The sequence below is a fragment of the Pseudomonas sp. OST1909 genome (assembly GCF_015277575.1).
Taxonomy (GTDB): domain Bacteria; phylum Pseudomonadota; class Gammaproteobacteria; order Pseudomonadales; family Pseudomonadaceae; genus Aquipseudomonas; species Aquipseudomonas synxantha_A.
Genome location: NZ_CP063780.1, coordinates 4746980 through 4773227 on the forward strand (window position 1 = coordinate 4746980; position 26248 = coordinate 4773227).

General features: G+C 60.0%; 23 protein-coding genes and 1 pseudogene. 15 read left to right on the forward strand and 9 right to left on the reverse strand.

What is annotated here, in order from left to right; all coding sequences use genetic code 11:
* Nucleotides 1-99 precede the first annotated feature (99 nt).
* On the forward strand, nt 100-801 hold the full coding sequence (gene aqpZ, locus IH404_RS20580) for an aquaporin Z (protein ID WP_005790241.1): 702 nt from the start codon (nt 100-102) through the stop codon (nt 799-801).
* Between the two features lie 118 nt (nt 802-919).
* Here aqpZ and IH404_RS20585 read toward each other — a convergent pair whose 3' ends face one another.
* Entirely contained in the window at nt 920-2053 is a 1134-nt protein-coding gene (locus IH404_RS20585) for a GNAT family N-acetyltransferase (RefSeq protein ID WP_194438902.1), read from the reverse strand.
* 284 nt (nt 2054-2337) lie between these two features.
* On the opposite strand from IH404_RS20585, the gene IH404_RS20590 reads away from it, so the two are divergent.
* A complete protein-coding gene (locus tag IH404_RS20590) occupies nt 2338-3660 on the forward strand; it encodes a putative porin (protein WP_005790244.1) in 1323 nt (440 codons plus the stop codon).
* A gap of 40 nt (nt 3661-3700) precedes the next feature.
* On the opposite strand, the gene IH404_RS20595 is transcribed toward IH404_RS20590, so the two are convergent.
* The 5 genes from IH404_RS20595 to aceK form a co-directional block, all read right to left on the reverse strand.
* Nucleotides 3701-3934 (reverse strand): zf-HC2 domain-containing protein, encoded by a 234-nt coding sequence (locus tag IH404_RS20595; RefSeq protein ID WP_005790246.1) that lies wholly within the window; start codon nt 3932-3934, stop codon nt 3701-3703.
* Entirely contained in the window at nt 3928-4542 is a 615-nt protein-coding gene (locus tag IH404_RS20600; protein ID WP_005790248.1) for an RNA polymerase sigma factor, read from the reverse strand. Before IH404_RS20600 ends, IH404_RS20595 begins: the two co-directional genes overlap by 7 nt.
* Before the next feature lie 123 nt (nt 4543-4665).
* Nucleotides 4666-5787 carry a beta-ketoacyl-ACP synthase III gene (locus IH404_RS20605; RefSeq protein ID WP_005790250.1) on the reverse strand — a complete coding sequence of 374 codons (1122 nt, stop codon included), beginning with the start codon at nt 5785-5787 and terminating at the stop codon, nt 4666-4668.
* A 252-nt stretch (nt 5788-6039) separates the two neighbouring features.
* Entirely contained in the window at nt 6040-9951 is a 3912-nt protein-coding gene (hrpA, locus tag IH404_RS20610; RefSeq protein WP_005790251.1) for an ATP-dependent RNA helicase HrpA, read from the reverse strand.
* A 110-nt stretch (nt 9952-10061) separates the two neighbouring features.
* Nucleotides 10062-11771: a bifunctional isocitrate dehydrogenase kinase/phosphatase gene (aceK, locus tag IH404_RS20615; protein WP_122732161.1), complete on the reverse strand. Its 1710-nt coding sequence runs from the start codon at nt 11769-11771 to the stop codon at nt 10062-10064.
* A gap of 153 nt (nt 11772-11924) precedes the next feature.
* Between aceK and IH404_RS20620 the strand changes: the two genes are divergently transcribed.
* Nucleotides 11925-12809 (forward strand): DMT family transporter, encoded by an 885-nt coding sequence (locus IH404_RS20620; RefSeq protein WP_005790255.1) that lies wholly within the window; start codon nt 11925-11927, stop codon nt 12807-12809.
* Between the two features lie 83 nt (nt 12810-12892).
* Here IH404_RS20620 and IH404_RS20625 read toward each other — a convergent pair whose 3' ends face one another.
* Nucleotides 12893-13753: a DMT family transporter gene (locus tag IH404_RS20625; RefSeq protein ID WP_005790257.1), complete on the reverse strand. Its 861-nt coding sequence runs from the start codon at nt 13751-13753 to the stop codon at nt 12893-12895.
* Nucleotides 13754-14173: 420 nt separating this feature from the next.
* Between IH404_RS20625 and IH404_RS20630 the strand changes: the two genes are divergently transcribed.
* Together IH404_RS20630 and IH404_RS20635 are read left to right on the forward strand one after the other, a co-directional pair.
* A complete protein-coding gene (locus tag IH404_RS20630; RefSeq protein WP_194438904.1) occupies nt 14174-14965 on the forward strand; it encodes a CPBP family intramembrane glutamic endopeptidase in 792 nt (263 codons plus the stop codon).
* Nucleotides 14966-15116: 151 nt separating this feature from the next.
* Nucleotides 15117-16682 carry a PAS domain-containing methyl-accepting chemotaxis protein gene (locus IH404_RS20635; RefSeq protein ID WP_005790260.1) on the forward strand — a complete coding sequence of 522 codons (1566 nt, stop codon included), beginning with the start codon at nt 15117-15119 and terminating at the stop codon, nt 16680-16682.
* A 306-nt stretch (nt 16683-16988) separates the two neighbouring features.
* Here IH404_RS20635 and IH404_RS27885 read toward each other — a convergent pair.
* A pseudogene (locus IH404_RS27885) lies at nt 16989-17084 on the reverse strand (alpha/beta hydrolase); the annotation flags it as partial.
* A 140-nt stretch (nt 17085-17224) separates the two neighbouring features.
* Here IH404_RS27885 and IH404_RS20640 point away from each other — a divergent pair.
* Together IH404_RS20640 and IH404_RS20645 are read left to right on the forward strand one after the other, a co-directional pair.
* Nucleotides 17225-18046, forward strand: coding sequence for a hypothetical protein (locus tag IH404_RS20640; RefSeq protein ID WP_194438906.1), 822 nt, complete (start codon nt 17225-17227; stop codon nt 18044-18046).
* 49 nt (nt 18047-18095) lie between these two features.
* Nucleotides 18096-18548 carry a hypothetical protein gene (locus IH404_RS20645; RefSeq protein WP_032803668.1) on the forward strand — a complete coding sequence of 151 codons (453 nt, stop codon included), beginning with the start codon at nt 18096-18098 and terminating at the stop codon, nt 18546-18548.
* A 61-nt stretch (nt 18549-18609) separates the two neighbouring features.
* On the opposite strand, the gene IH404_RS20650 is transcribed toward IH404_RS20645, so the two are convergent.
* Nucleotides 18610-19296: an alpha/beta family hydrolase gene (locus IH404_RS20650; protein ID WP_194438907.1), complete on the reverse strand. Its 687-nt coding sequence runs from the start codon at nt 19294-19296 to the stop codon at nt 18610-18612.
* Nucleotides 19297-19375: 79 nt separating this feature from the next.
* On the opposite strand from IH404_RS20650, the gene ccoN (IH404_RS20655) reads away from it, so the two are divergent.
* The 8 genes from ccoN (IH404_RS20655) (at nt 19376) to ccoP (IH404_RS20690) (ending at nt 26200) form a co-directional block, all read left to right on the forward strand.
* Nucleotides 19376-20800 carry a cytochrome-c oxidase, cbb3-type subunit I gene (ccoN, locus tag IH404_RS20655; RefSeq protein ID WP_005790268.1) on the forward strand — a complete coding sequence of 475 codons (1425 nt, stop codon included), beginning with the start codon at nt 19376-19378 and terminating at the stop codon, nt 20798-20800.
* 10 nt (nt 20801-20810) lie between these two features.
* Nucleotides 20811-21419 (forward strand): cytochrome-c oxidase, cbb3-type subunit II, encoded by a 609-nt coding sequence (ccoO, locus tag IH404_RS20660; RefSeq protein ID WP_003193159.1) that lies wholly within the window; start codon nt 20811-20813, stop codon nt 21417-21419.
* Nucleotides 21420-21422: 3 nt separating this feature from the next.
* On the forward strand, nt 21423-21623 hold the full coding sequence (locus IH404_RS20665; RefSeq protein WP_005790270.1) for a CcoQ/FixQ family Cbb3-type cytochrome c oxidase assembly chaperone: 201 nt from the start codon (nt 21423-21425) through the stop codon (nt 21621-21623).
* A complete protein-coding gene (gene ccoP, locus IH404_RS20670) occupies nt 21620-22567 on the forward strand; it encodes a cytochrome-c oxidase, cbb3-type subunit III (RefSeq protein ID WP_005790271.1) in 948 nt (315 codons plus the stop codon). The genes IH404_RS20665 and ccoP (IH404_RS20670) overlap by 4 nt, the downstream gene beginning before the upstream one ends.
* Before the next feature lie 417 nt (nt 22568-22984).
* Nucleotides 22985-24427, forward strand: coding sequence for a cytochrome-c oxidase, cbb3-type subunit I (gene ccoN, locus IH404_RS20675; RefSeq protein WP_005790273.1), 1443 nt, complete (start codon nt 22985-22987; stop codon nt 24425-24427).
* Nucleotides 24427-25035 carry a cytochrome-c oxidase, cbb3-type subunit II gene (ccoO, locus tag IH404_RS20680; RefSeq protein ID WP_003193167.1) on the forward strand — a complete coding sequence of 203 codons (609 nt, stop codon included), beginning with the start codon at nt 24427-24429 and terminating at the stop codon, nt 25033-25035. The genes ccoN (IH404_RS20675) and ccoO (IH404_RS20680) overlap by 1 nt, the downstream gene beginning before the upstream one ends.
* A 5-nt stretch (nt 25036-25040) precedes the next feature.
* Nucleotides 25041-25226 (forward strand): CcoQ/FixQ family Cbb3-type cytochrome c oxidase assembly chaperone, encoded by a 186-nt coding sequence (locus IH404_RS20685; protein ID WP_005790274.1) that lies wholly within the window; start codon nt 25041-25043, stop codon nt 25224-25226.
* The gene (ccoP, locus tag IH404_RS20690; protein WP_194438908.1) at nt 25223-26200 is read left to right on the forward strand and encodes a cytochrome-c oxidase, cbb3-type subunit III; all 978 of its coding nucleotides are present in this window, start codon (nt 25223-25225) and stop codon (nt 26198-26200) included. Before IH404_RS20685 ends, ccoP (IH404_RS20690) begins: the two co-directional genes overlap by 4 nt.
* The last annotated feature ends 48 nt before the right edge of the window (nt 26201-26248 follow it).

Here is a 26248-nt window from a genome sequence, read left to right on the forward strand (position 1 = left end):
TCCTGCTGTACTGCAATCAGGCCCCAGGAGGGCCCTGATTTAGGCGGCAGGGAAGCTTCACAGACCGTTAATCAGATAGAGCAATCTAAGGAAGTGTTCATGTCACTGTTCAAACGTTCCGTAACGGAAGGGCTGGGTACGTTTTGGCTGGTGTTGGGCGGTTGCGGGAGTGCGGTGCTGGCCGCAGCGTTCCCCAATGTCGGAATCGGCCTGCTCGGCGTGGCCCTGGCCTTCGGGCTCACAGTGCTGACCATGGCGTTTGCCATCGGACACATCAGCGGCTGTCATCTTAACCCGGCCGTTTCGGTGGGGTTGGTGGTGGGCGGAAGATTTCCAGCCAGAGAGTTGCCGGCCTACATCGTGTCTCAGGTGATCGGTGCCACCATCGCCGCTGCGCTGCTGTACTTTATTGCCAGCGGCAAACCCGGCTTTGAACTGGCGAGCGGCCTGGCCTCCAACGGCTATGGAGAACACTCACCCGGTGGTTACTCGATGGCAGCAGGGTTGGTCTGTGAACTGGTGATGACGGCGATGTTCGTGCTGATCATCCTGGGCGCCACCGACCGCCGTGCCCCCGCGGGCTTTGCCCCCATCGCCATTGGCCTGGGGCTGACGCTGATCCACCTGATCTCGATCCCGGTCACCAACACCTCGGTCAACCCGGCCCGCAGCACGGGGCCCGCGTTGATTGTCGGCGGCTGGGCGCTCGAACAGTTGTGGCTGTTCTGGCTTGCGCCGATCCTGGGCGCGGTGATCGGTGGCATTACGTACCGATGGTTGGGCGCAGAAAAGCCTGCCTGACCAAATCCCTGTAGGAGCGAGCTTGCTCGCGAAAAACGTCAACGATGACGCAGGCTTCCAGATGCAGCCCGCTTCGCCTACGCGTTCTTCGCGAGCAAGCTCGCTCCTACAAGGTGTTTCACTTGCTGTCAGGTTGCCGATAAGGCAAAGCCGCCCTCGCCTCTTCGGCATACGCCAGAATCCCCACCCGTTCACGTTCAAGAAAGTCGTGCACGGCACTCTTGAGCCCCGGATGACGCAGGTAGTGCCAGGACCGCGTGATCACCGGCTCAAACCCGCGAATCAATTTGTGCTCGCCCTGGGCCCCGGCATCAAAGCGTTGCAGGCCGTGGGCGATGGCATAGTCCATGCCCTGGTAGAAACAGGTTTCGAAATGCAGCCGGTCGAACGCCCCCAGGCAGCCCCAGTAGCGGCCGTAGAAGCTGTCGCCACCGATCAGGCTGAACGCCATGGCCACCGGACGCTGGCCCTGCTTGGCCAACACCACGCGGATCGCCTCGGGCATACGTTCGGCCAACAGGCTGAAAAACGCCCGCGTCAGGTAGGGCGCTTGGCGGCGCACCGCATAGGTGTTGGCATAGCAGGCATAAACAAAATCCCATTGGGCCTCGCTCAATTGATGACCTTGCAGCCACTCGAACTCGATGCCCTGCCCGGCCACTTGTTCACGCTCTTTGCGCATCTGCTTGCGCTTGCGTGAACTCAAGGCATCAAGGAAGTCCTGGAAGTCGCGATAGCCACGGTTCTGCCAATGAAACTGGCAGCCCAGGCGTTGCATCCAGTCGGGCTGCCGGGCCAAGGCATCATCGGCCAAAGCGTCGGTGAAATTGATATGGGCGCTGGAGAGCCCTTCGATTTCCAGGTAACCCGGCAAACTTTTGAGCAACTCAAAGCCGTCTTCGGCACTGGCGGCCAGTAAACGCGGCCCGCTGACCGGACTGAACGGCACGGCTGTCAGCAGCTTCGGATAGTAATCAATGCCGGCACGCTCGCAGGCGTCGGCCCAGCCATGGTCGAACACGTACTCGCCATAAGAGTGCCACTTGCGGTAACTGGGTAATGCCGCCACTAAGCGCGGGCCTTCCCAGTGCAGCAGATGTTCCGGCTGCCAGCCTGTATGCGGGCCCAGGCTGGCGCTGTCTTCCAGCGCGCTCAAGAACCCATGCCGCACAAAAGGCTGGGCCTGCGGCACCAGGGCATCCCAAGTGTGAGCAGCGATTGCGGACAGGCTGTCCAGGCGTTGCAGTGGCATCGACATCCTCATTGTTTCACGGCATGAAAGCCTGGGCAGTATCGCTTATCGCAGCCTGGCGTACATCTGCAAAACGCGCCGACAGACCGCGCAAGCGTTAGTTCCTTCCCGTTACAAGCTGTCATCTACATGAAATCACTTAGCCACTACTCCGTCATAAACGGTCGCGATACTGACGCCAGTTTTTAGAGCGTCCGGATCTACCGGGCGACATTTTTTCCGTCCGTCATGGGTCGGTTGTGTCCTGGATGGTTTGCCATCCCTCCTCACTTTCGGAGATTGATATGCGTCTTGCTTCCACTAAAACTGCGGCGCTCCTGTGCGGCGGCCTGTTGCTGGCCCTGAGCGTACCGGCCAGCGCTGCAGTCGACGCTAAATTGCTCGACATGCTCAAGGCCAACGGCCAGATCACCGCGTCGCAGTACACCGAACTGCAAGCGGAACTGGCCAAGGACCAGAAAGAACAGCAGATCGCACGCCAAGCTCAACAAGAGACCAACGAGCAGATCGCAGCCACTGCGAAAAAAACCAACGAGCTGAGCAGCTTCGACCAAAAGCTGGCCTGGGCCGCCAAGACTCAATTCAAGGGTGATGTACGCTTCCGCCAGGAAACCATCAAGATCGATGGCGAACCCAACAACGGTGGGCGTGACAAAGACCGTCAACGTATCCGCGCCCGCCTGGGTGCCTACACCGAAATCAACCCGCAGGTGGACACCGGTATCCGTATCGCCACCGGCGGTGGTGACGATGCGCGTTCTACCAACCAGGATCAGGACGGCTACTTCGATAAAAAATCGATCTGGCTGGACCTCGGTTACATCGACTACCACCCGGACCAGATCAAGAACCTGCACGTGATCGGCGGCAAGATGCTTCAGCCTTGGGTAAACATGGGCGACGTGATCTGGGATAGCGATATCAACCCTGAAGGCCTGGCCGTCACCTACAAATACCCACTGGGCAGCAGCGCCGAACTGTTCGGCAGCCTGGGTAACTACAACCTCAAGGACAACGTCGACGGCGACGGCGTGCAGTTCCGCCACGACCTGCGCCTCACGTCCGGCCAGTTGGGTACGCGTTTCTCGGTCACCGACAACCTGAAAATGACCCTGGGCGGCAGCGTCTACGCCTACAAAAATGACGAGGACAGCCGCTGCACAACCACCACCACGCCTTGCGCGTTGGCGGTCAACGGCAACTCGGCCAACAACGAGTTCCGCCTGTATGAAGGTTTTGCCCAGGCAGACATCGGCGGCCTGGCAGTGCCACTGTCGTTCTACGGCCAATACGTGAAAAACAACGATGCCGTGACCGACCAGGACACCGCGTGGTTGCTGGGTGCCAAGTCCAAGGTGTTCGGTTTCAACCTGGACTACAACTACCGCGATGTTCAGCGTAATGCCGTCGTAGGCGCGTTCACCGATTCGGACTTCGCCAACGGTACCACCGGTTCGCGCGGCCACAAGATGAAGGTCAGCTACGACATCGACAAGAACTTCGCCCTGGGCGCCACCTACTTCCTGACCAAGGCGGACTACGCCAGCCGTACCCAGCGGGATGCCAACACCAACACCCTGCAACTGGATGCTGAAGCCAAGTTCTAACCGTTACTGTAGGAGCGAGCTTGCGGTGGTGAGCTCGCTCCTACATATCCTTACGGCGCTCGGCCACCAACTGTTCAGCCAGCGCATCAGCACCGTCCACCGGCTCCTGCGGCATACGCTTGAGCGTCGCCTGCAACAGGCGCATCTGCCGGATAAACCGTCGGCAGTTCGGGCAGAACATCAAGTGATGACGCACCATCAGACGTTCACGGAAGGTCAATTGACCATCCAGATAGTCACTGGAGCGCGCTACTTGCTCTTTACAGGTCAACATTCGCCCGTCTCCTCAAAATGCTCCACCGTAGCAAAGACTTTAAGCCGTGCTCGATGCAGGAGCACACGAACGTTGGAGAGCGAAAGGCTCAGAAGATTACAGATTTCCTCCAGTTCCAGACCCTGGCGTTCACGCAACACCAGCACGCTGCTTTGCAGTTCGGACAAACTCAGAATCGTATGCTCCAGGCATTTGCGCAGTTCATCTTCGGTCAGCAGCGCTTCAGGGGTGTCCTGGTGCCAGGCATACGGGGCGACAGCCCAATGGCCATCATCCGGGCTGAAGCGATCATCACCAATGGTGCCGTGGGGCGAAGGCAAATCGTCGAGCAGCACTTCCCGACGATTCTGTTTGTAACGTCCCTTGGCGGCGTTGGCGGTAATGGTCAATAACCATGTCTTGAGGCTCGATCGCCCTTCGAATCTGGCCAGGTTGCGTACGACCGAAACCCAGGCGTCTTGCACGATTTCGTCGGCGTGGCGCTGACCGACGATGGCGTAGGCCACCGCCCGCATTGCGCTCTGGTAAGTGGTGACCAATTCCTTATAGGCCCGCTGCTCACCCTTGAGCAGGCGTTCAAGCAGGTGCGCGTCGTCCGCTGCTGCCATTCAAACCTCTATTTAAAAGTGCACACCCGGTCCTGTGGGAGCTGGCTTGCCTGCGATGCAGACACCTCGGTGTATCAGTCACACCACAGTGATGCCATCACAGGCAAGCCAGCCCCCACACAATCAGCGTTTGCGCAGGATCACACTGCCAATCGAATACCCGGCGCCAAAGGAGCTGAGTACGGCAACCGAGCCCTTGGGCAAGTCATCCTGGTAAGTGTGAAACGCAATCACCGAGCCGGCCGAGCTGGTATTGGCGTAAGTATCGAGGATCACTGGCGCTTCTTCCACCGACGCGTCGCGCCCCAGCAGCTTTTTCACGATCAGGTGGTTCATGCTCAGGTTGGCCTGGTGCAGCCAGAAGCGCTTCACATCGGTCACACTCAACTGATTTTCCGCCAGGTGCGCGCCGATCAATTCGGCCACCATCGGGCAGACATCGCGAAACACCTTGCGGCCTTCCTGCACGAACAGCTTGTCGGGGGCACCGACACCTTCTTCCGCCGTGCGGTTGAGGAAGCCGAAATTGTTGCGGATGTTGTTGGAGAATTTGGTCAGCAGCTTTGTGCTCACCACATCGAACTGGTGCTCGGACGTCGCCAGGTCAGCGCGCTCCAGGATCACCGCAGTGGCGGCGTCACCGAAGATGAAGTGGCTGTCGCGATCGCGGAAGTTCAGGTGGCCGGTGCAGACTTCCGGGTTGACCATCAGGATCGCCCGGGCCTGGCCCAACTGGATGCTGTTGGCCGCGTTCTGGATGCCGAAGGTGGCCGAAGAACACGCCACGTTCATGTCAAAACCGAAGCCCTGGATACCCAAGGCTTCCTGGACTTCAATGGCAATCGCCGGGTAGGCACGTTGCAGGTTGGAACAGGCAACGATTACGCCATCAATGTCGGCGGCGGTCTTGCCGGCACGTTGCAGGGCTTGTTCGGCGGCACCGACCGCCATCTGGCAGAGCACCGACCATTCGTCGTTGCTACGTTCGGGCAGGCGTGGCGCCATGCGCTGCGGATCGAGGATGCCGTCCTTGTCCATCACAAAACGGCTCTTGATGCCGGATGCCTTTTCGATGAATGCCGCGCTCGACTCCGTCAGCGCCTGCACCTCGCCACGCTCGATGGCGGCGGCGTTGTCTGCGTTGAACTGTTGCACATAGGCATTGAAAGACTGCACCAGCTCTTCGTTGGAGATGCTGTTGGCCGGGGTGTACAGGCCAGTGCCGCTGATGACGACGTTATGCACGGTCGTTCCTCTAAATCTGTCAGGCAGAAGATATTGGTACCATCGTACCAAACTTAAAGTCGTTTGATTCCGTCCAGCAGGCATCAAACTGGCGATGCTTTATTCAATCTTGTAACCGCGAAGTTTGCCACAACCCTGGAGATTTGGCGCTATAGGCTAGACAAACACCTTGAATGTGGGAGGGGCGGTGCGACGATTCGACTTGCTCCCTCCCACATTTGGCCCTGCCCGGATCGGGAAACCGGGAAAGGTTCAGGGCTCTACCTGGCTCCACTGCTTGCTCAAGCGTTTATCGGAAATCGGTACCTTGGTGCCCAACTGCTGGGCAAACAACGACACCCGGTATTCCTCCAGCCACCAGCGGTAAAGCTCCAACTGTGGGTCACGCTTGCCTTCCTGGGCGTGTTTGTTCAAGCGGTTCTGGTATTGCGCCCACAGGCCGCCCAATTCGCTGCTCCACACGCGATCCTTTTGCACCTGGCTCGGCAGTTTTTCCAGGCGCAGTTCGATTGCCTTGAGATAGCGCGGCAGCTCCTTGAACCATTGCGCCGGGGTTTCGCGCACAAAACCTGGGTACACCAGGTTGCTCAGTTGCTGCTTGATATCATTCAAGGCCACCGCCTGGGCCAGGTCGATCTTGCCCTTGAAGCGCTTTTGCAGGCCGTGCCAGAGTTTCAGCACCTCCAGGGTCAGGCGTGCCAGGCGCTCGGCGTGTTCGGTCCAACCGCCACGCTTGCGCTCGGCCAGGGCAGCCAGGCCCGCGCCATCACGCGGCAGGCTTTCTTCGCCCTCAAGTACACAGGTGTCGAGGCTGGCCAGCAGAATGTCTTCCACCAACGCGTCGATACGCCCCAGTTCGCGGTACATCAAGCCCAGCTCGGTCAGGCCCGGCAATTTGCCGCGCAGGAATTTCGCCGGTTCCGCCAGTTGTTGCATCAGCAGGCGCTGCAACGCGCGGCGATGCTGGAACTCGGCTTCGGCGGCGGTGGAGAAACGCCCTTCCTTGACCGTGCCGTTCTCTTCCACCAGCGCCGGGTACACCGTCATCGACAGGCCGGCGATGTTTTGCTGGGTCTTTTCAGCCACCGCCGCGAACACCTTGGCTTCTACCGGCTGTTGGCTTTTCGCGGTTTGCGGTACGGCCAACGCGGCCTGGCTGGCCTCTGCAAAACGTGCGGTCAGTTCGGCCAGGTCGCGGCCTTCGCCAAGGAACTTGCCTTGGCCGTCGACCACTTCCAGGTTCATCTTCAGGTGGCTTTCTACCTGCTGCGCCGCTTCAGCCCAGGCTTCATCGCTGACCCGCGCACCGGTCATGCGCAGCAACTCGCGCCCCAGCGCCTGGGGCAGCGAGCCCTGGCCGAATTCGATGCGTTGCAGCGCCGCCTTGACGAAGTCCGGCACCGGCACGAAGTTCTTGCGCAATGCCTTGGGCAGGTTGCGTACCAACGCGATGCATTTGGCTTCGATCACGCCCGGCACCAGCCACTCCAGGCGCTCGGCCGGCAACGCCGGCAGCAACGGCGCAGGTACACGCAGGGTGACGCCATCGCGAGGGTGGTTGGGTTCGAAGTGGTAGCTCAAGGCCAACGCCAGGTCACCCAGGTGCAAGGTGTCCGGATAATGCGCAGCGGTAACCTCACTGGCCTCGCGGGCCAGCACATCTTCTTCGCGCATGATCAGCAGGTGCGGGTCTTTCTGGCTGTTGACCTTGTACCAGCTGTCGAACGTGGCGGTCTGGTGAATCTCCGCTGGCAGGCGCGCATCGTAGAACGCGTAGAGGGTTTCTTCGTCGGCGAGGATGTCGCGACGGCGGGCCTTGGCTTCCAATTCGTCGAGTTGCTCCAGCAGGCGCTGGTTGGCTGTCAGGCACTTGGCGCGGGACTGAATCTCACCGCGTACCAGGCCTTCCCGGATAAACAACTCGCGGGACACCACCGGGTCAATCGGCCCGTAATGCACCGGCCGGCGCCCGACCACAATCAGCCCGAACAGGGTGATCTGCTCAAACGCCACCACCTGGCCGCGCTTCTTCTCCCAATGGGGTTCGAAGTGGTTTTTCTTGATCAGGTGCCCGGCCAGCGGCTCGATCCAGTCGGCGTCGATCTTCGCCACCATGCGCGCATAGAGCTTGGTGGTTTCCACCAGTTCGGCGGTCATCAGCCATTGCGGGCGCTTCTTGCCGATACCGGACGAGGGGTGGATCCAGAAACGCCGCTGCCGCGCACCGAGGTAATCGCCGTCTTCGGTCTTCTGGCCGATCTGGCTGAGCAGGCCGGACAGCACCGCCTTGTGCAGTTTGGGGAAGTCCGCCGGCTCTTTATTGATGTTCAGCTGCATGTCGCGGCAGATCAGGCTCAACTGGCGATGGGAGTCGCGCCACTCGCGCAGGCGCAGGTAGTTGAGGAAGTTCTTGCGACACCAGTTGCGCAGCGGGCTGGCGGTCAGTTCCTGGCGCTGCTCTTCAAAGCCACGCCACAGGTTGACCAGCCCGGCGAAGTCCGAATCCGGATCCTTCCACTGAGCGTGGGCCTGGTCGGCGGCTTGTTGACGCTCCGGTGGGCGCTCGCGCGGGTCCTGGATAGACATGGCGCTCGCGACGATCAGCACTTCCTGCAAGCTGCCCAGCTTGGCCGCTTCGAGCAACATGCGGCCCATGCGCGGGTCCACCGGCAAGCGTGCAAGCTGGCGACCCAACGGCGTGAGTTGGCTGTTACGGTCCACCGCCGAGAGTTCCTGCAGCAGGTTGAAACCGTCGCTGATCGCCTTGCCATCTGGCGGTTCGATAAACGGGAAATCAGTGATTTCGCCCAGGCGCAGGTGCAGCATCTGCAGGATCACGGCGGCGAGGTTGGTACGCAGGATTTCCGGGTCGGTGAATTCCGGGCGCCCGATAAAATCTTCTTCGCTGTACAGGCGCACGCAAATACCCGGCTCAACTCGGCCGCAACGGCCTTTACGCTGGTTGGCGCTGGCCTGGGAGATCGCCTCGATCGGCAGGCGCTGCACCTTGGCGCGGTAGCTGTAGCGGCTGATGCGCGCCGTGCCGCTGTCGATCACATAGCGAATGCCCGGCACCGTCAGCGAGGTTTCCGCAACGTTGGTCGCCAGTACCACGCGCCGGCCTGGGTGGGATTGGAAAATGCGCTGTTGCTCGGCCGGTGACAGCCGTGCGTACAACGGCAAAATCTCGGTGTGCTTGAGCTGGGCCTTGCGCAGCATGTCGGCGGCATCACGGATCTCGCGCTCACCGGGCAGAAACACCAGCACATCGCCGGGGCTGCGTCGCTCGCTGCGCTCATAGGCGGCGATTTCATCGAGAGTGGCGAGGATCGCCTGGTCGACGGTCAAGTCATCCTCGACGCGGTTGCCCTCTTCGTCCTGTTCCAGGGTCAGTGGGCGATACCAGGTGTCCACCGGGAAGGTACGGCCCGAGACCTCGACAATCGGCGCATCGTCGAAGTGCTTGGAAAAGCGCTCCAGGTCGATGGTCGCCGAGGTGATGATGACTTTCAGGTCGGGGCGACGCGGCAACAGGGTCTTGAGGTAGCCGAGCAGGAAGTCGATGTTCAGGCTGCGTTCGTGGGCTTCGTCGACGATGATCGTGTCGTAGCGTTCCAGATAACGGTCGTTCTGGGTTTCGGCCAGCAGGATGCCGTCGGTCATCAGCTTGATCAGGGTGTTGGAATCACTCTGGTCTTCGAAACGCACCTGATAGCCGACCAAGGCGCCCAATGGCGTGGTCAGCTCTTCAGCGACACGGCTGGCGACGCTGCGCGCTGCGATCCGGCGCGGCTGGGTGTGGCCGATCAGGCCGTACTGGCCGCGGCCGATTTCCAGGCAGATTTTCGGCAACTGGGTGGTCTTGCCCGAGCCGGTCTCGCCGGCAATGATCAACACCTGGTGTTTGAGCAGCGCGTCCTTGATCTCATCGCGCTTGGCGGCAATCGGCAGGCTGTCGTCGTAGCGAATCACCGGCAGGCTGGCGCGCCGCGCCGTGACCTGGGCACAGGATGCCTGCATCCGCGCCACCCACTGCGCCAGCTTGTCCTCATCGGGTTTCTTGCGCAGCTCAAGCAACTGCCGGCGCAAGCGGTGGCGGTCGGCGAGCATGGCGTGATCGAGGGTTTTGAGCAGTTGGTCGATGGTGGGTGCTTGGTCAGTCATCAGCTACTTCGACGGTCATCTATGTTATGCGCGGCCGGCAAGTGTGGCAGAAAATCGACTTATCTGGCAGGTCAAACATGTGGGAGCAAGCCCTCCCACAAGAGAAAGCCTTACAGCGGGTCTTTTCGGCGATAGGGGAATACGTCGATAACCTTGCCGGCGCGAATCGCGTCCTGCAGGCCCTTCCAGTAATCGGCGTTGTACAGCTCGCCATGCAGCTCATCGAACAACCTGCGTTGCCCGGCGTCGGCAAACAGGAACGGCGGGAACTCTTCGGGGAATACGTCCAGCGGGCCGATTGAGTACCAGGGCTCTGAGGCCATTTCGTCCTCGGGGGTGCGCGGTGCGGGAATATGGCGGAAGTTGGCTTCGGTCAGAAAGCAGATTTCATCGTAGTCGTAGAACACCACGCGGCCATGACGGGTGACGCCGAAGTTTTTCAGCAGCATGTCGCCGGGGAAGATATTCGCCGCCGCCAGTTGCTTGATTGCCAGGCCGTAGTCTTCCAGGGCTTCGCGCACCTGGGCGGGGTTGGCGTTGTCGAGGTAGAGGTTGAGCGGGGTCATGCGCCGCTCGGTCCAGCAGTGGCGGATCAGCACGCTGTCGCCTTCCACTTCGACCGTGCCGGCCGCGACTTCCAGCAGCTCGGCCAGGCACTCGGGCTCGAACTTGCTCAAGGGGAAACGGAAGTCGGCGAATTCCTGGGTGTCAGCCATGCGCCCTACCCGGTCGACACTTTTAACCAGCCGGTACTTCTCGATCACCGTGGCGCGGTTGACGTTTTTCGACGGTGAAAAACGGTCCTTGATGATCTTGAACACGGTGTTGAATCCCGGCAGCGTGAACACGCTCATGACCATGCCGCGCACGCCGGGGGCCATGATGAACTGATCGTCGGTGGTGGCCAGGTGGTTGATGAGTGCGCGGTAGAATTCGGACTTGCCGTGCTTGTAGAAACCAATGGAGGTGTACAGCTCGGCAATGTGCTTGCCCGGCAGGATGCGCTTGAGAAAACCGATGAATTCGGCAGGTACCGGTACGTCGACCATGAAATAGGAGCGGGTGAACGAAAAGATGATCGACACGTCGGCTTCGTCGGTGATCAACGCATCGATCTGGATGCCGCGCCCTTCGCGGTGCAGCAGCGGGATGACCAACGGCCACTGTTCGTCGCGGGTATAAATGCGCCCCACGAGATAGGCGCCTTTGTTGCGGTAGAGCACGGAGGAAAACAGCTCGACCTTGAGGTCCGGGTCCTTGCACACCCAATCCGGCAGGTTTTCCCGCAGTTGGGCTTCGAGGCGACGCAGGTCGGCAGGAAGGTCGGCGTAAGGCTCGCTGAAGCTGTAGTCAGAGAAAATCTGCGCCAGCATGTCTGATATTTTACCGGCCGGCGTGTAGACCCGGGTTTGCGCCGCCCGCGCCCGGCGCAGGCTCGGCCGGGTGGTGTGGATGAACATGCAGCCGTCGCTGATCAGGTCATGGCTGAACAGGCCGCAGAAGATCGAGTTGTACCAGGTCTCGGACAATTCATCGTCAAAGCGCAGGTCGATCAGGCCGATATACGCGCTTTTCACCAGGGGCCACAGCTCGATGTCCTGCAGCGCACCCGCTTCGAAACCGGCGCGCAGGCGGGCAGTGACCTCGGCAACTTTCTCTTCATACAGGTTGATGCGTGCCGCAGACGCCGCCTGCCCTTGCTGCCACTGAGCCTTCTCGAAACGCTCGCGGGCCCCATCGGTGATCTGGCGAAAGTGCTCACGGTAATCGTCGAAACCATCGAGGATCATCCGGGCGATAGCGAGGGCGGGCTGCGACATGCGGAAAACCTCGAACGGGTAGCGGGAAGCTCAGAGCTTAGCCAGTGAACGCTGGCAGGAGAAGGAGGATTTTTCAGGCGCGGCTGTACTTAGCGATTGTGTCGGCCTGAGCGCTGGGCAACACTCCCCGCCTGATTGGCGTAGGAGTTTTCCGTGAGACCTGTTGACACCCTCTACTTGCTGGGATTGGCTGCCATCTGGGGCGCGAGTTTCCTGTTTATGCGCATCATCGCGCCGGAAATCGGCACCGTGCCGACCGCATTTTTCCGCGTGTCGATCGCCGCCGCCGGGTTGCTGGCGATTCTGGCTATGCTGCGCGTGAGCTGGGATTTCCAGGGCAAGTTCAAGACCGTTTTGCTGTTGGGGGTGATCAACTCCGGGATCCCAGCGACCATGTACTCGGTGGCGGCCCAGGTACTGCCGGCGGGTTATTCGGCAATTTTCAACGCCACCACGCCGCTGATGGGCGTGCTGATTGGCGGGTTGTTTTTCAGCGAGCGCCTGACACCGTCGAAAATAGCGGGCGTTGCCTTGGGGCTGTTTGGCGTCGCTGTGCTCACGCGTGCGGGGCCAGTGGCCTTTGATCTGCAATTGTTGATGGGCGCGCTGGCGTGCCTGCTGGCAACCACCTGCTACGGGTTTGCCGGTTTCCTGGCACGACGCTGGCTGGATCAGCGCGGCGGGCTGGACAGTCGCCTGTCGGCCTTGGGCAGTATGCTCGGCGCTACCTTGTTTCTATTGCCGCTCTTTGCCTACAGCGCCATCAGCCATCCACCGGCAAGTTGGGGCGGCTGGCAGGTGTGGGCGTCGCTGCTGGGCCTGGGGCTGGTGTGTACGGCGTTCGCCTACATTTTGTACTTCCGCCTGCTGTCATCCATCGGCCCGGTCAAGTCGATGACCGTGACCTTCATGATCCCGCCGTTCGGCGTATTGTGGGGGGCGTTGCTGCTGGATGAGCCACTGTCCATGGCTCACCTGTATGGCGGGGTGTTGATTGCCGGGGCGTTGTGGTTGGTACTGCGCCCGCAAAAACTATAGGAGCGTCCCCCTGCTCCCGGGGGTGCTTCGCCCCCCAGCGCAAGCAAGCTTGCTCGCCACGGCAAGCTTGCTCCTACAGGGGGTTAGTGTTTACGGAATACAAACACCAAACCGACGATGATCAGCGCCATGCCCAACAGGCTCAACAGCGCCAGGCGGTTGCCGAAGATCAGGTAGTCCATCACCGCCGTCACCGCCGGCACCAGATAGAACAAACTGGTGACATTCACCAGGTTGCCGCGGGCGATCAGCCGATACAGCAACAGCGTCGCCAGCACCGACACCACCAACCCCATCCACAGCACCGGCAGATAAAAGCCCGCATCATGCTCAAAGTGAAATGGCTGGAACGGCACGAACACCGCACACAACAGCATCCCGGCCAGGTATTGCAGCGGCAATGTGCCCAAGGGGTTGTCGGTGATGCGCTTTTGCATGATCGAGCCGAACGTCATGCTCGCCAGCGCCAGCAGCCCGAAGAGCATCCCGGCCAGGGACATGCCCGCCAGCCCGATGCCCTGGTACACCACCATGATCAACCCGGCCAGGCCCAACCCCAGGCCGAACAGCCGGCGTAACGAGCGCTGACGCTCCATCAGCACCACAGTGAGGATCGGCTGGACGCCCATGATGGTCGCCATCACTCCGGGGGTGACTTTGAGGTCCAGGGCCAGCAGATAGAAAATCTGGTAGGCCCCCAACAACACCATGCCCGTCGCCGCCGCATACAGCATGGGCTTGCCGGGACGTGGCAGCTTCAACTTGAGGATCGGCACCAGCACCACCAACCCCACCAGGGCGATGGCAAAGCGGATCAGCAGAAAGGCAAAGGGCGAAGCATGGGCCAGGCCCAACTTGGAGAAGATCGCCCCGCTGCTCCACAGCAAGACAAACAAGCTCGTCGAGGCCGCCGCGGCCACGGATTGTTTCGAAAGAACAGACATGAGTTACCACCTGTTATCAGGCAAAAAAGCCGATTCAGTAAGGACTGAATTTCAGTAGGTTTTTTTCAGGCAGGCACAGGGCAACAGCAAACAGCTGATCAGCCCGAAATGCCAACGCCCGGCGGTGATACGACTGCGTACACCGGCGTGCTACTGACAGGTGGGGGGTAGTGACTGATCTGCGCAGGCTGCTTTGCGCCGCACGGCACGACCACAGCGTTGACCGCTGAATCGACTACCGCTATGCGCTGGGAAGCTGGCATGTGCTGATCTTTTTGAAGGGAGAAAGACGCGACGACTATAACCAGCCGCAAACATACTTTGCAATCCTTTCCCCCTTGCCTCGTACGTGGAGGGTTTTCATGCCCTCGAACCAGACCACTCGCTATAATGCCGCCCGGTTTTTGTTAAGGATTTCACATGATTGCTCTGCCCTGGCTGTACCTCACACTACTTTGCATTGGCTATGTCACGGCCTTGATCTACGGCCAACTGGGCATACTGGCGGCGGTGTCTGTGGCGCTGCTGCTGATGGCCGGCTACGCCGTACGCCAGCAACGCACGCCTTGGGCACGCTACCTGGGTCATGGCTTGTTTATCGTCCTGGCTCTGGGGCTGGCGATGCACTGGCTGCCGGGTTTCTACAATGGCCGAGGTATTGCGCCCCAGCGTTTCACTCCGGACTCGGTGCCCTTCTCGATGTACCTGAACCAGGACAAACCCCTGATCGGCTTCTGGCTGTTGCTGGCCTGCCCGTGGATTGTGGCGCGACGCTCATTGCGCCTGTCGATCTGCGTCACCACCCTGGCACTGACCCTGACCGCCATCGCTGCCCTGGGTGGCGCGGCCCTGATGGGGATGATCAGTTGGGCCCCCAAATGGCCGGACCAGGCATGGCTGTGGGTGCTCAATAACCTGCTGCTGGTGACGCTGGTGGAGGAAGCGCTGTTTCGTGGCTATGTTCAGGGTGGCCTGAGCCAGCGTTTCAAACACCTGCCCTACGGCGAGAACCTCGCGCTGCTGCTGGCCTCGCTGTTATTCGGCCTGGCGCATTTTGGTGCGGGTTGGCAGTGGGTAATGCTGGCGAGTATTGCCGGGGTCGGTTACGGCCTGGCGTATCGCTTTGGCGGGCTGGGCGCAGCGATTGCCACGCACTTTGGCTTGAATCTGCTGCACTTCGGGCTGTTCACCTACCCGATGCTGGCCGGCTGAGCCTTTCTTACTGTAGGAGCGAGCTGTTGTGGCGAGGGAGCTTGCTCCCTCGCCACAGCCAGCCCACTGCTCCCAGGATTGTTGCAAAAATAAGTTAAATAAATGCCCGCCATGGCCGATACCCCCTGAAAGCCTTGCGGATTGAACAATCATGCGTAATAACCAACCCGTTACCCAGCGCGAACGTACCTTCCCCGCTCAGCAACGGTTGATCTCCACCACAGATGCCAAGGGTGTCATTACCTACTGCAACGACGCGTTTGTCGAAATCAGTGGGTTCACCCGCGACGAACTGATCCGTGCCCCGCACAACCTGGTGCGCCACCCGGATGTGCCCTCGGCCGTGTTCGCGCACATGTGGTCCACGCTCAAACAAGGCTTGCCATGGATGGGCATTGTCAAGAATCGCTGCAAGACCGGTGACCATTACTGGGTTAACGCCTATGTGACTCCGGTGTTCGACGGCAACCAGGTGATCGGCTACGAATCGGTGCGCATCAAGCCCACCGCCGAGCAGATCCGCCGGGCCGAGGCGCTCTATCAACGCATCAACCAGGGCAAGTCGGCCATCCCCCAGCGCGACAAATGGCTGCCGGTGCTACAGGACTGGCTGCCGTTTATCCTGGTCAGCCAACTGAGCTTTATGATCGGCGCCACCCTCACCTCCCAGTGGGGCTTTGCCCTGGCGGCAGCGCTGTCGGTGCCGTTGGGCCTGCTGGGCCTGAGCTGGCAGCAGCGCGGCCTCAAGCGCTTGCTGCGCCTGGCCGAGCAGACCACCTCCGATCCGTTGATCGCGCAGATGTACACCGACAGCCGTGGCGCCCAGGCCCGACTGGAAATGTCGATCCTCAGCCAGGAAGCGCGCCTGAAGACCTGTCTTACACGCTTGCAGGACACCGCCGAACACCTCAACGACCAGGCGGCGCGCTCCAACACCCTGGCGCACAACAGCTCCAGCGGCCTGGAACGCCAGCGCGTGGAGACCGAACAGGTGGCCACTGCGGTCAACCAGATGGCCGCGACCACCCAGGAAGTCGCCAGCCATGTGCAGCGCACCGCCGATGCCACCCAGGAAGCCAACCGCCTGACCGGTCGCGGCCGCGATATCGCCGGGGAAACCCGCGAGGCGATTCAGCGGCTGTCGGTTGCGGTGGGCGAGACGGGTGTGACCGTCACCCAACTGGCCAAGGACAGCGATGAAATCGGCGGCGTGGTCGATGTGATCAAAGGCATCGCCGACCAGACCAACCTGCTGGCACTCAATGCCGCTATCGAAGCCGCGCGGGCCGGTGAGATGGGCCGTGGATTTGCAGTGGTCGCCGATGAAGTGCGCCAACTGGCACAGCGTACGGCCGAATCCACCGGGCAGATCCATACCCTGATCGCCAAGCTGCAACACACGGCGGCTGCAGCTGTGCAAACCATGGACGCCGGGCATCGCCAGGCTGAAGAGGGTGTAGCGCGGGTGATGGAAGCGGATCAGGCGTTGGTGGGCATCAGTGAGGCGGTGGCCAATATCACCGACATGACCACCCAGATTGCCGCTGCTACCGAAGAGCAAAGCGCCGTGGCCGAGGAGATCAGCCGCAATATCAGCACCATTGCGCTGTTGGCGGATCAGACTTCAGAGCAGGCCATGAACTCGGCGCAGTTGAGTGAAGAGCTGACTCATACGGCGAATACTCAGTACTCGCTGGTGGAGCGTTTTAACCGGTAGACCCGCTATCGGGGCAAGCCCCCGATAGACATAGGTATCTACACAACTTCTGGTATGGCGCTGTACCTGTGGGAGGGGCGGTGCGACGATTCGACTTGCTCCCGATGGCGGCCTCAGGGCCGACCAGGATTTCGGATCCGACCGAGTACATAGCCATTCCTGCGGCAACGGAAGCTATTGGTTCCGCCCTGACGGCGGCTCACTTTGCAAAAGCCGGGATGCCGGCCCAGGCCAAAGTAAGCAAACGCTCTTGCCCCACCACTCGGCACCTCGCTTAGGCTCGGTGTGCCCGTAATCCGCCATGGAACAGGCGCCGAGAAACCCAGCCACTTGCACCGCCGCAGCCTCCAAATGCTGCTCATGACTGAACCCGAACGCCTTCAATGGCTTCAAGTCATGATCCTGAAGCGCATATTATCAACGGCCATATACACTCGAACGACCTATCACCAAACAGTCTATCAAACTGTCATTATTCACAGGTTACCGCCCCCTCTCTGCGCTCTTACTCTACGGCATCACGCCAAAAAGAGTAAAAGCCCATGTCTCAGTCGTCACTGAAACCACTCTCTAGGACAATCGGCCACGTACAATTGAGAGAAAAACAACACGGAACAACCCCACTGAAAGGTTGGGCCATGCCAATACATCAGTCACACGACAATCAATATTGCATGAAGATAACACTTCAGGGTCCAGACACCCGACACTCATTACTATTGAAAAGCCCCTTTCCCCCTCAAACACTCAAGCAAAATCCTGACCGCTTCGAATACATCCACATCCTGCACACAAATAATAATTGCGCGGAGACTGAGGAGCACTTGGGACTGCCAGGCGAATTCAAGATAAACATTGACGAAATGACTGGCCGGACAACGCTAGACTTCGTATGCAGCATCATCGAGAAACAATCAGGATTACGTGAAATCAAAGGCCGCTGCGAGTGGAGTGGAGAAACTACCACATCGCAAATTTCTGCAGTTTTCCGCTGGAAAGAGGGAGACATCCAATATGAATCAGAAGGTTGGCTATTCTACAGTGAGCAGCCCAACGGAGGTGGCGCATGGTATCTAGTCGGCGAAGAGGGACAACCGGACACACATGATTACCGTGATTGGGCAATCATAATTTATAGCAACGATGAAAACGCAACGATCACTGATAAAACCTTTGTGCACCTTGACGGAAAGTCAAACTTTTTCTACTTCCCCTATTTTGGAGGTGGTTACGAAGGTGAATACAACATCACCCTCACATTGACTCAAGATCCTCTGCAATGTAAAGCCGTCTTCCAGCACACAATCAGGGACGTTGTAAGTATGACTCATGGTAATTTTTATACTGCGCCCTCCGAAAACTGAAAACCGATTTAAAAATCAATCCCTCAACTTCTATGAGAAGGACTAGACGATGAACGGAGAATATATTTTCTTCCCTGATGCTGCCAAACGCCAAAACACTGACAATGAATTTAATTGGACAGTGAACGGTTCCCCCGTCGTCATAACTGCGGAACAAACTGTATTTGGCCATTTAACACATGAGAAATTATGGTTATTCATGGGATCAGTAGGACATACCAGTCAAAGAAACTTATTTGCGTTTCAATTTTTCATTCCCTATATAGATGAAAACCCGATAGACACGATCTATGAACTGGGCAGCCTGTTCAAGTATCACCACAGCATCGCGGGCCCTGCTGGGCAACCTGGAATCAGAGTTGTCAGCGCAGTCCGCGCAGAACTTGCCATCAAGCTTAATCCGGCTGAAGGCACCGCCAGCGGCACCTTCAATGCCACTTTCAGCGGCGAGTACAGCGCTCTCCATCCACAGGGAAGCTTCACATTAATCAAGGATCGCTAAGGTGTGCACCTCACAAGAAGTGCTCCCCGGATGCCCCTAGACCACAGAGCGCCGCGAAGCGTCAGCCTAGAAATCCTGACGCTTTGACGGCCGCAGTCTCCAAATGCTGCTCATGACTGAAGCCCGACGCCTTCAACGGCTTCAAATCATGATCCCCCGCCACCAGCCACATCAGCTCGATGTTCGGCGACAAGTCATACCCCTCAACCGCCGCTCGATTGCCTAGCGCATCGCGCTCACCCTGCACAATCAACGTCGGCGTCTTCAACCCGGCCAGATGCTCGACCCGTGGTTTCTCCGGTTTACCCACTGCATAGAAGGGATAACCCAGGCACACCAGCCCGTCAGCACCCAACTCATCGGCCAAAAGACTCGCCATCCGCCCGCCCATGGACTTGCCGCCAACTGCCAGTTTCCCAGCGACATGACGTCGCACCTCGCCATACACCTCACGCCACGCCTCCAGCAGTTTCGGCGCCGGATTCGGCGGGCGCTTGCCGCCATCCACACGGCGCTGGGCCATGTACGGGAACTCGAAGCGCAACACGCTCACGCCATGCCCGGCAAGGCGTGCCGCCATGTCGTTCATGAACGCCGAGTCCATCGGTGCCCCGGCGCCGTGGGCCAGGATCAGCGTGACCGGCTCGCCCGAAGCCGTGCCCGTGGCGACATCCCACAGCCAGCCGCGTTCACGCACACACTGCGCCCATTGATCCCCGTCAATACTGGCCTTGTGCTCTTTGCCCATGCTTGCCTCGCTTTTTAGTCTGCCTATAACTCCAGCCCAAGTGCCGCACTTGCTTGGGTTGAACCGTGGATGGGGAACCATGAACACTACTTTAAGTACCGCCTATAACTACAAGGTGGTCCGCCAATTCGCCATTATGACGGTGGTGTGGGGCATCGTCGGCATGGGGCTCGGGGTTTTTCTCGCCGCCCAATTGGTTTGGCCTGCGCTCAACTTCGATTTACCCTGGACCAGCTTCGGCCGCCTGCGCCCGTTGCACACCAATGCGGTGATTTTCGCCTTCGGTGGCTGCGCGCTGTTCGCCAGCTCCTTCTACTCGGTACAACGTACCTGCCAGACTCAGCTGTTCGCACCAAAAGTGGCTGCGTTCTGCTTCTGGGGCTGGCAGCTGGTAATTTTGCTGGCCGCAATCAGCCTGCCGCTGGGCTACACCAGTTCCAAGGAATACGCCGAGCTGGAATGGCCGATCGATATCCTGATCACCATCGTCTGGGTCGCCTATGCCATCGTGTTCTTCGGCACGATCATGAAGCGCAAGACCAAGCACATCTACGTCGGTAACTGGTTCTTCGGTGCGTTCATCATCACCGTGGCCATCCTGCATATCGTCAATAACCTGGAAATCCCGGTCAGCCTGACCAAGTCCTACTCGCTGTACGGCGGTGCGACGGATGCCATGGTGCAGTGGTGGTATGGGCATAACGCGGTAGGCTTTTTCCTCACCGCAGGCTTCCTGGGGATGATGTACTACTTCGTACCCAAGCAGGCCGAGCGTCCGGTGTATTCCTATCGCTTGTCCATCGTCCACTTCTGGGCGCTGATCACCCTGTACATCTGGGCCGGCCCTCACCACTTGCACTACACCGCCTTGCCGGACTGGGCGCAGTCCCTGGGCATGGTGATGTCACTGGTGCTGCTGGCGCCAAGCTGGGGCGGCATGATCAACGGCATGATGACCCTCTCGGGTGCCTGGCATAAGTTGCGCAGCGACCCGATCCTGCGCTTCCTCGTTGTGTCCCTGGCCTTCTACGGCATGTCGACCTTCGAAGGTCCGATGATGGCGATCAAGACCGTCAACGCTCTCTCCCACTACACCGACTGGACCATCGGCCACGTACACGCCGGGGCGCTGGGCTGGGTGGCGATGATCTCCATCGGCGCGCTGTACCACATGATCCCGAAAGTCTTCGGTCGCGAGCAGATGTACAGCCTCGGCCTGATCAACGCGCACTTCTGGCTGGCCACCATCGGCACCGTGCTCTACATCGCCTCGATGTGGGTCAACGGCATCGCCCAGGGCCTGATGTGGCGTGCGGTCAACGAAGACGGCACCTTGACCTACTCCTTCGTCGAAACCCTGGTGGCCAGCCACCCTGGCTTCATCGTGCGGCTGGTGGGCGGTGCGATCTTCCTCACCGGCATGTTGCTGATGGCTTACAACACGTGGCGCACCGTGCGTTCGGCGCAGCCAGCCGAAATCAGCGCCGCAGCGCAGATGGCCTGAGGAGTCGATGATGAAACACGAAACGATTGAAAAAAACGTCGGCCTGCTGATGCTGCTGATGGTGCTCGCCGTGAGCATCGGCGGCCTGACCCAGATCGTCCCGCTGTTCTTCCAGGACGTGACCAACAAGCCGGTGGAAGGCATGAAGCCCTACACCGCGCTGCAGCTGGAGGGCCGCGACATCTACATCCGCGAAGGCTGCGTGCAGTGCCACTCGCAGATGATCCGCCCGTTCCGCGCCGAGACCGAGCGCTACGGTCACTACTCGGTGGCCGGCGAAAGCGTGTGGGACCATCCGTTCCTGTGGGGCTCCAAGCGCACCGGGCCGGACCTGGCCCGCGTCGGCGCGCGCTACTCGGACGACTGGCACCGCGCGCATTTGTACAACCCGCGCAACGTGGTGCCGGAGTCGAAAATGCCGGCCTATCCGTGGTTGGTCACCGCCGCCGTCGACAGCAGCCACACCGAGACCAAATTGAAAGTGATGCGCACCCTCGGCGTGCCGTACACCGACGACGACATCAACGGCGCGGTCGCCAGCCTCAAGGGCAAGACCGAGATGGACGCGCTGGTTTCCTACCTGCAAGTGCTCGGCACTGCCATCAAGAGCAAGAGGTGAGCCATGGGATTTGAATTCGATGCGGGCACCATCCGCGGCCTCGGCACGCTGGTGGTCGCCATCGCCTTTATCGGCCTGTCGCTGTGGGTGTTCAGCCCACGGCGCAAGTCGGAGTTTGAGGATGCGACCATGCTGCCGTTTGCCGATGAACCCTCCCCAACCGACGCTCAAGCAGAGCCAGCAACAAGGAGCACTCGGCCATGACTACTTTTTGGAGTACATGGATCTGCGTATTGACCCTCGGCAGCCTGATCGGCCTGACCTGGCTGTTGGTCGGCACCCGCAAGGGCGAAACCAAGGGTAGCGTCGACCAGACCATGGGCCACGCCTTCGACGGTATCGAGGAGTACGACAACCCGCTGCCCCAGTGGTGGTTCATGCTATTCGCCGGCACGCTGGTATTTGCCGTCGGCTACCTGATTCTCTACCCGGGCCTGGGCAACTGGAAAGGCGTGCTGCCGGGCTATGAAGATGGCTGGACCCAGACCAAGGAATGGGACAAGGAAATGGCCAAAGCCGACGCCAGGTTCGGGCCGATCTTCGCCAAGTTCGCGGCGATGCCCGTGGAAGAAGTCGCCAAGGACCCACAAGCGTTGAAGATGGGCGGTCGCCTGTTCGCCTCCAACTGCGCGGTGTGCCACGGCTCGGATGCCAAGGGCGCCTATGGCTTCCCGAACCTGGCAGACAGCAACTGGCGCTGGGGTGGTTCGGCCGAAGCGATCAAGGCTACCATCATGGCCGGTCGCCACGCGGCCATGCCGGCCTGGGGTGAAGTGCTGGGTGAGGACGGGGTGAAAAACGTCGCCGCCTATGTGCGCCACGACCTGGCCAAGCTGCCCTTGCCGGCGGACAACACCGCTGACCTGGCCGCGGGCCAAGCCGCATTCAGCACCACCTGCGTGGCTTGCCACGGCCCACAAGGCCACGGCGTGGAAGCCATGGGCGCGCCGAACCTGACCGAACCAAGCGGGTTTATCTACGGCACCAGCCTGGCGCAGTTGCAGCAGACCATCCGCCATGGTCGCCAGGGCCAGATGCCGGCCCAGGAAGTGCTGCAGGGTAATGACAAGGTGCATCTGCTGGCGGCGTACGTGTATAGCCTGTCCCATAATGCTGATGGTGCAACGCCAGACAGCCAACCGCAGTAAAAGCTCTACCTGTGGCGAGGGAGCTTGCTCCCGCTGGAGTGCGAAGCGCTCCCAAGATCTTGGGGCCGCTGCGAAGCCCAGCGGGAGCAAGCTCCCTCGCCACAGGCATAAGTCGCGACCAAGTGTCGCACCCTCGCGACACCCAACTTTCCCCCCCTCATATTCGGGTCTACGCTTGTTCCCACAGTGGAGCAATTCTGGCGTAGGCGACGGTATCCGTTGCGCCCCCTAAAATTCCTGTCCACTTGATCAGCTTTCTATTTCGGATTTAATCCTTACGCCAAACATGGAAAGGGCGCAGAATCTGGCGTGGAACGCATTGATACAGGTCAGCCATTGCGTTGCAATGGCCCCTCGCTTTCTACATACTTGCGACCGATTTTACCTATAAAAAAACCTAAACCGTGGAACCTTAGAATGAGCACAGCAATCAGTCCGACTGCTTATAACTATAAGGTAGTCCGCCAGTTCGCCATCATGACGGTGGTCTGGGGGATCCTTGGCATGGGGCTCGGGGTGTTCATCGCCTCGCAACTGGTCTGGCCGCAATTGAATTTCGACCTGCCCTGGACGACCTTCGGTCGTTTGCGCCCGCTGCACACCAACCTGGTGATCTTCGCCTTCGGTGGCTGTGCACTGTTTGCCACCTCCTACTACGTGGTGCAACGCACCTGCCAGACGCGATTGATCTCCGATGGCCTGGCCGCGTTCACTTTCTGGGGTTGGCAGGCGGTTATCGTCGGCGCCATCATCAGCCTGCCGCTGGGCTACACCACCACCAAGGAATACGCCGAGCTGGAATGGCCGATCGCGATTCTGCTCGCCATCGTCTGGGTGACCTACGCAGTGGTGTTCTTTGGCACCATCGTCAAGCGCAAGACCAAGCACATCTATGTGGGTAACTGGTTCTACGGTGCGTTTATCCTGGTCACGGCGATGCTGCACATCGTCAACCACGCCTCGTTGCCGGTCAGCCTGTTCAAGTCCTATTCGGCCTACTCGGGCGCGACGGATGCGATGATCCAATGGTGGTACGGCCACAACGCCGTCGGGTTCTTCCTCACCACCGGCTTCCTGGGAATGATGTATTACTTCGTGCCCAAGCAGGCCGAGCGCCCGATCTACTCCTATCGCCTGTCCATCGTGCACTTCTGGGCGCTGATCACCCTGTACATCTGGGCCGGCCCCCACCACCTGCACTACACCGCCTTGCCGGATTGGGCACAGTCCCTGGGCATGGCGATGTCGATCATCCTGCTGGCACCAAGCTGGGGCGGCATGATCAACGGCATGATGACCCTGTCGGGCGCCTGGCATAAGCTGCGCACCGACCCGATCCTGCGCTTTCTGGTGGTGTCGCTGGCGTTCTACGGCATGTCGACCTTTGAAGGGCCGATGATGGCGATCAAGACCGTCAACTCGCTGTCCCACTACACCGACTGGACCATCGGCCACGTACATGCCGGCGCACTGGGCTGGGTAGCGATGATCTCCATCGGCGCGCTGTACCACATGATCCCCAAACTGTTCGGCCGCGCTCAGATGCACAGCGTCGGGCTGATCAATGCGCACTTCTGGCTGGCGACCATCGGCACCGTGCTCTACATCGCTTCGATGTGGGTCAACGGCATCACCCAGGGCCTGATGTGGCGTGCGATCAATGATGACGGCACCCTCACCTACTCCTTCGTCGAAGCGCTGCAAGCCAGCCACCCGGGCTTTATCGTGCGAGCCCTGGGCGGAGCGTTCTTTGCCAGCGGCATGCTGCTGATGGCCTACAACGTCTGGCGCACCGTGCGTGCCTCTGACCCTGTAGAAGCCGAAGCCGCCGCCAAGATCGCCGTTGTGGGAGCCCACTGATGAAGCATGAAGTAGTCGAGAAGAATATCGGCCTGCTGGCCTTCTTCATGGTCATTGCCGTGAGTATCGGCGGCCTGACCCAGATCGTCCCGCTGTTTTTCCAGGACGTGACCAACAAGCCGGTCGAAGGCATGAAGCCGCGCACCGCCCTTGAACTGGAGGGCCGTGACGTCTACATCGCCAACGGTTGCGTGGGCTGTCATTCGCAGATGATTCGCCCGTTCCGCGCCGAAACCGAACGCTACGGCCACTATTCGGTCGCCGGTGAAAGCGTGTGGGACCACCCGTTCCTGTGGGGCTCCAAGCGCACCGGCCCGGACCTGGCCCGTGTGGGCGGGCGTTACTCCGATGACTGGCAGCGTGCGCACTTGTACAACCCGCGCAACGTGGTGCCGGAGTCGAAAATGCCGGCGTACCCGTTCCTCGTGGAAAACAAGCTCGACGGCAAGGACACCGCGAAGAAGATGGAAGTCTTGCGCACCCTGGGCGTGCCCTACACCGACGAAGACATCGCCGGTGCAGCGGCCGCTGTGAAGGGCAAGACCGAAATGGACGCATTGGTGGCCTACCTGCAAGGCCTTGGCACCATCATCAAAAGCAAACGGTGACCTACATGGATATCGGGATGATTCGTGGCCTGGGCACCGTTGTGGTGATGGTGGCCTTTGTCGGCCTGGCGCTGTGGGTGTTCAGCCCGCGGCGCAAGTCGGAGTTTGACGACGCGACCATGCTGCCCTTTGCAGATGATCCCGAAGCCATCAAGCACGTCGAGCAAGCTTCTAGGAGTAACAAAGAATGACTACGTTCTGGAGTCTGTACGTCACAGTCCTCAGTCTGGGTACCATCTTCGCCCTGACCTGGCTGCTGCTGTCGACCCGCAAGGGCCAGCGCACCGAGCAGACGGACGAGACCGTCGGCCACTCGTTCGATGGCATCGAGGAATACGACAACCCACTGCCCAAATGGTGGTTCATGCTGTTTGTCGGCACCATCGTCTTCGCCCTCGGCTACCTGGTGCTCTACCCCGGCCTGGGTAACTGGAAGGGCCTGCTGCCGGGCTATAACTACCTGGACAACGACAAGCAAACCGCCTTTGCCAACGGCCAGACCGGCTGGACCGGCGTGCACGAATGGGAAAAGGAAATGGCCAGATCGGAAGCCAAGTTCGGGCCGATCTTCGCCAAATTCGCATCGATGCCCATTGAAGAGGTGGCCAAGGACCCGCAAGCCCTGAAGATGGGAGGCCGCCTGTTTGCCTCCAACTGCTCGGTGTGCCACGGCTCCGACGCCAAAGGCGCCTACGGTTTCCCTAACCTGACCGACGCTGACTGGCGCTGGGGCGGCGAGCCAGAGACCATCAAGCAAACCATCATGCAAGGCCGCCACGCAGTAATGCCAGGTTGGGCCGAAGTCATCGGCGAGCAAGGCGTGGCTGACGTGGCAGGCTTTGTGGTGACCAACCTCGATGGCCGCAAACTGCCCGAAGGCGCCAAGGCCGACGTTGCCAACGGCGAGAAACTTTTCGCCGCCAACTGCGTGGCCTGCCATGGCCCGGCCGGTAAAGGCACGCCAGCCATGGGCGCCCCCGACCTGACGCACCCGGGCGCATTCATCTACGGTTCAAGCTTCGCGCAACTGCAGCAGACCATTCGTTACGGCCGTCAAGGCCAGATGCCTGCGCAGGAGTTGCTGCAAGGCAATGACAAAGTGCACTTGCTGGCGGCGTATGTGTACAGCCTGTCCCGTGGGGATAAGAAGGCAGAAGAGCAATAAATCCTCGCACACAAAAAAGCCCCGCCCAGCGAAAACTGGCGGGGCTTT

Bases quoted from the DNA above. Each gene is read 5' to 3' on its own strand.
- IH404_RS20585 (WP_194438902.1), bottom strand. From the start codon at position 2,053: ATGCCACTGCAACGCCTGGACAGCCTGTCCGCAATCGCTGCTCACACT.
- IH404_RS20640 (WP_194438906.1), top strand. From the start codon at position 17,225: ATGTCTCAGTCGTCACTGAAACCACTCTCTAGGACAATCGGCCACGTA.
- ccoN (WP_005790268.1), top strand. From the start codon at position 19,376: ATGAACACTACTTTAAGTACCGCCTATAACTACAAGGTGGTCCGCCAA.
- IH404_RS20590 (WP_005790244.1), top strand. From the start codon at position 2,338: ATGCGTCTTGCTTCCACTAAAACTGCGGCGCTCCTGTGCGGCGGCCTG.
- IH404_RS20625 (WP_005790257.1), bottom strand. From the start codon at position 13,753: ATGTCTGTTCTTTCGAAACAATCCGTGGCCGCGGCGGCCTCGACGAGC.
- aceK (WP_122732161.1), bottom strand. From the start codon at position 11,771: ATGTCGCAGCCCGCCCTCGCTATCGCCCGGATGATCCTCGATGGTTTC.
- IH404_RS20630 (WP_194438904.1), top strand. From the start codon at position 14,174: ATGATTGCTCTGCCCTGGCTGTACCTCACACTACTTTGCATTGGCTAT.
- IH404_RS20600 (WP_005790248.1), bottom strand. From the start codon at position 4,542: ATGGCAGCAGCGGACGACGCGCACCTGCTTGAACGCCTGCTCAAGGGT.
- ccoN (WP_005790273.1), top strand. From the start codon at position 22,985: ATGAGCACAGCAATCAGTCCGACTGCTTATAACTATAAGGTAGTCCGC.
- IH404_RS20685 (WP_005790274.1), top strand. From the start codon at position 25,041: ATGGATATCGGGATGATTCGTGGCCTGGGCACCGTTGTGGTGATGGTG.
- ccoO (WP_003193167.1), top strand. From the start codon at position 24,427: ATGAAGCATGAAGTAGTCGAGAAGAATATCGGCCTGCTGGCCTTCTTC.
- IH404_RS20645 (WP_032803668.1), top strand. From the start codon at position 18,096: ATGAACGGAGAATATATTTTCTTCCCTGATGCTGCCAAACGCCAAAAC.
- aqpZ (WP_005790241.1), top strand. From the start codon at position 100: ATGTCACTGTTCAAACGTTCCGTAACGGAAGGGCTGGGTACGTTTTGG.
- IH404_RS20635 (WP_005790260.1), top strand. From the start codon at position 15,117: ATGCGTAATAACCAACCCGTTACCCAGCGCGAACGTACCTTCCCCGCT.
- ccoP (WP_194438908.1), top strand. From the start codon at position 25,223: ATGACTACGTTCTGGAGTCTGTACGTCACAGTCCTCAGTCTGGGTACC.
- ccoO (WP_003193159.1), top strand. From the start codon at position 20,811: ATGAAACACGAAACGATTGAAAAAAACGTCGGCCTGCTGATGCTGCTG.
- ccoP (WP_005790271.1), top strand. From the start codon at position 21,620: ATGACTACTTTTTGGAGTACATGGATCTGCGTATTGACCCTCGGCAGC.
- IH404_RS20665 (WP_005790270.1), top strand. From the start codon at position 21,423: ATGGGATTTGAATTCGATGCGGGCACCATCCGCGGCCTCGGCACGCTG.
- hrpA (WP_005790251.1), bottom strand. From the start codon at position 9,951: ATGACTGACCAAGCACCCACCATCGACCAACTGCTCAAAACCCTCGAT.
- IH404_RS20650 (WP_194438907.1), bottom strand. From the start codon at position 19,296: ATGGGCAAAGAGCACAAGGCCAGTATTGACGGGGATCAATGGGCGCAG.
- IH404_RS20595 (WP_005790246.1), bottom strand. From the start codon at position 3,934: ATGTTGACCTGTAAAGAGCAAGTAGCGCGCTCCAGTGACTATCTGGAT.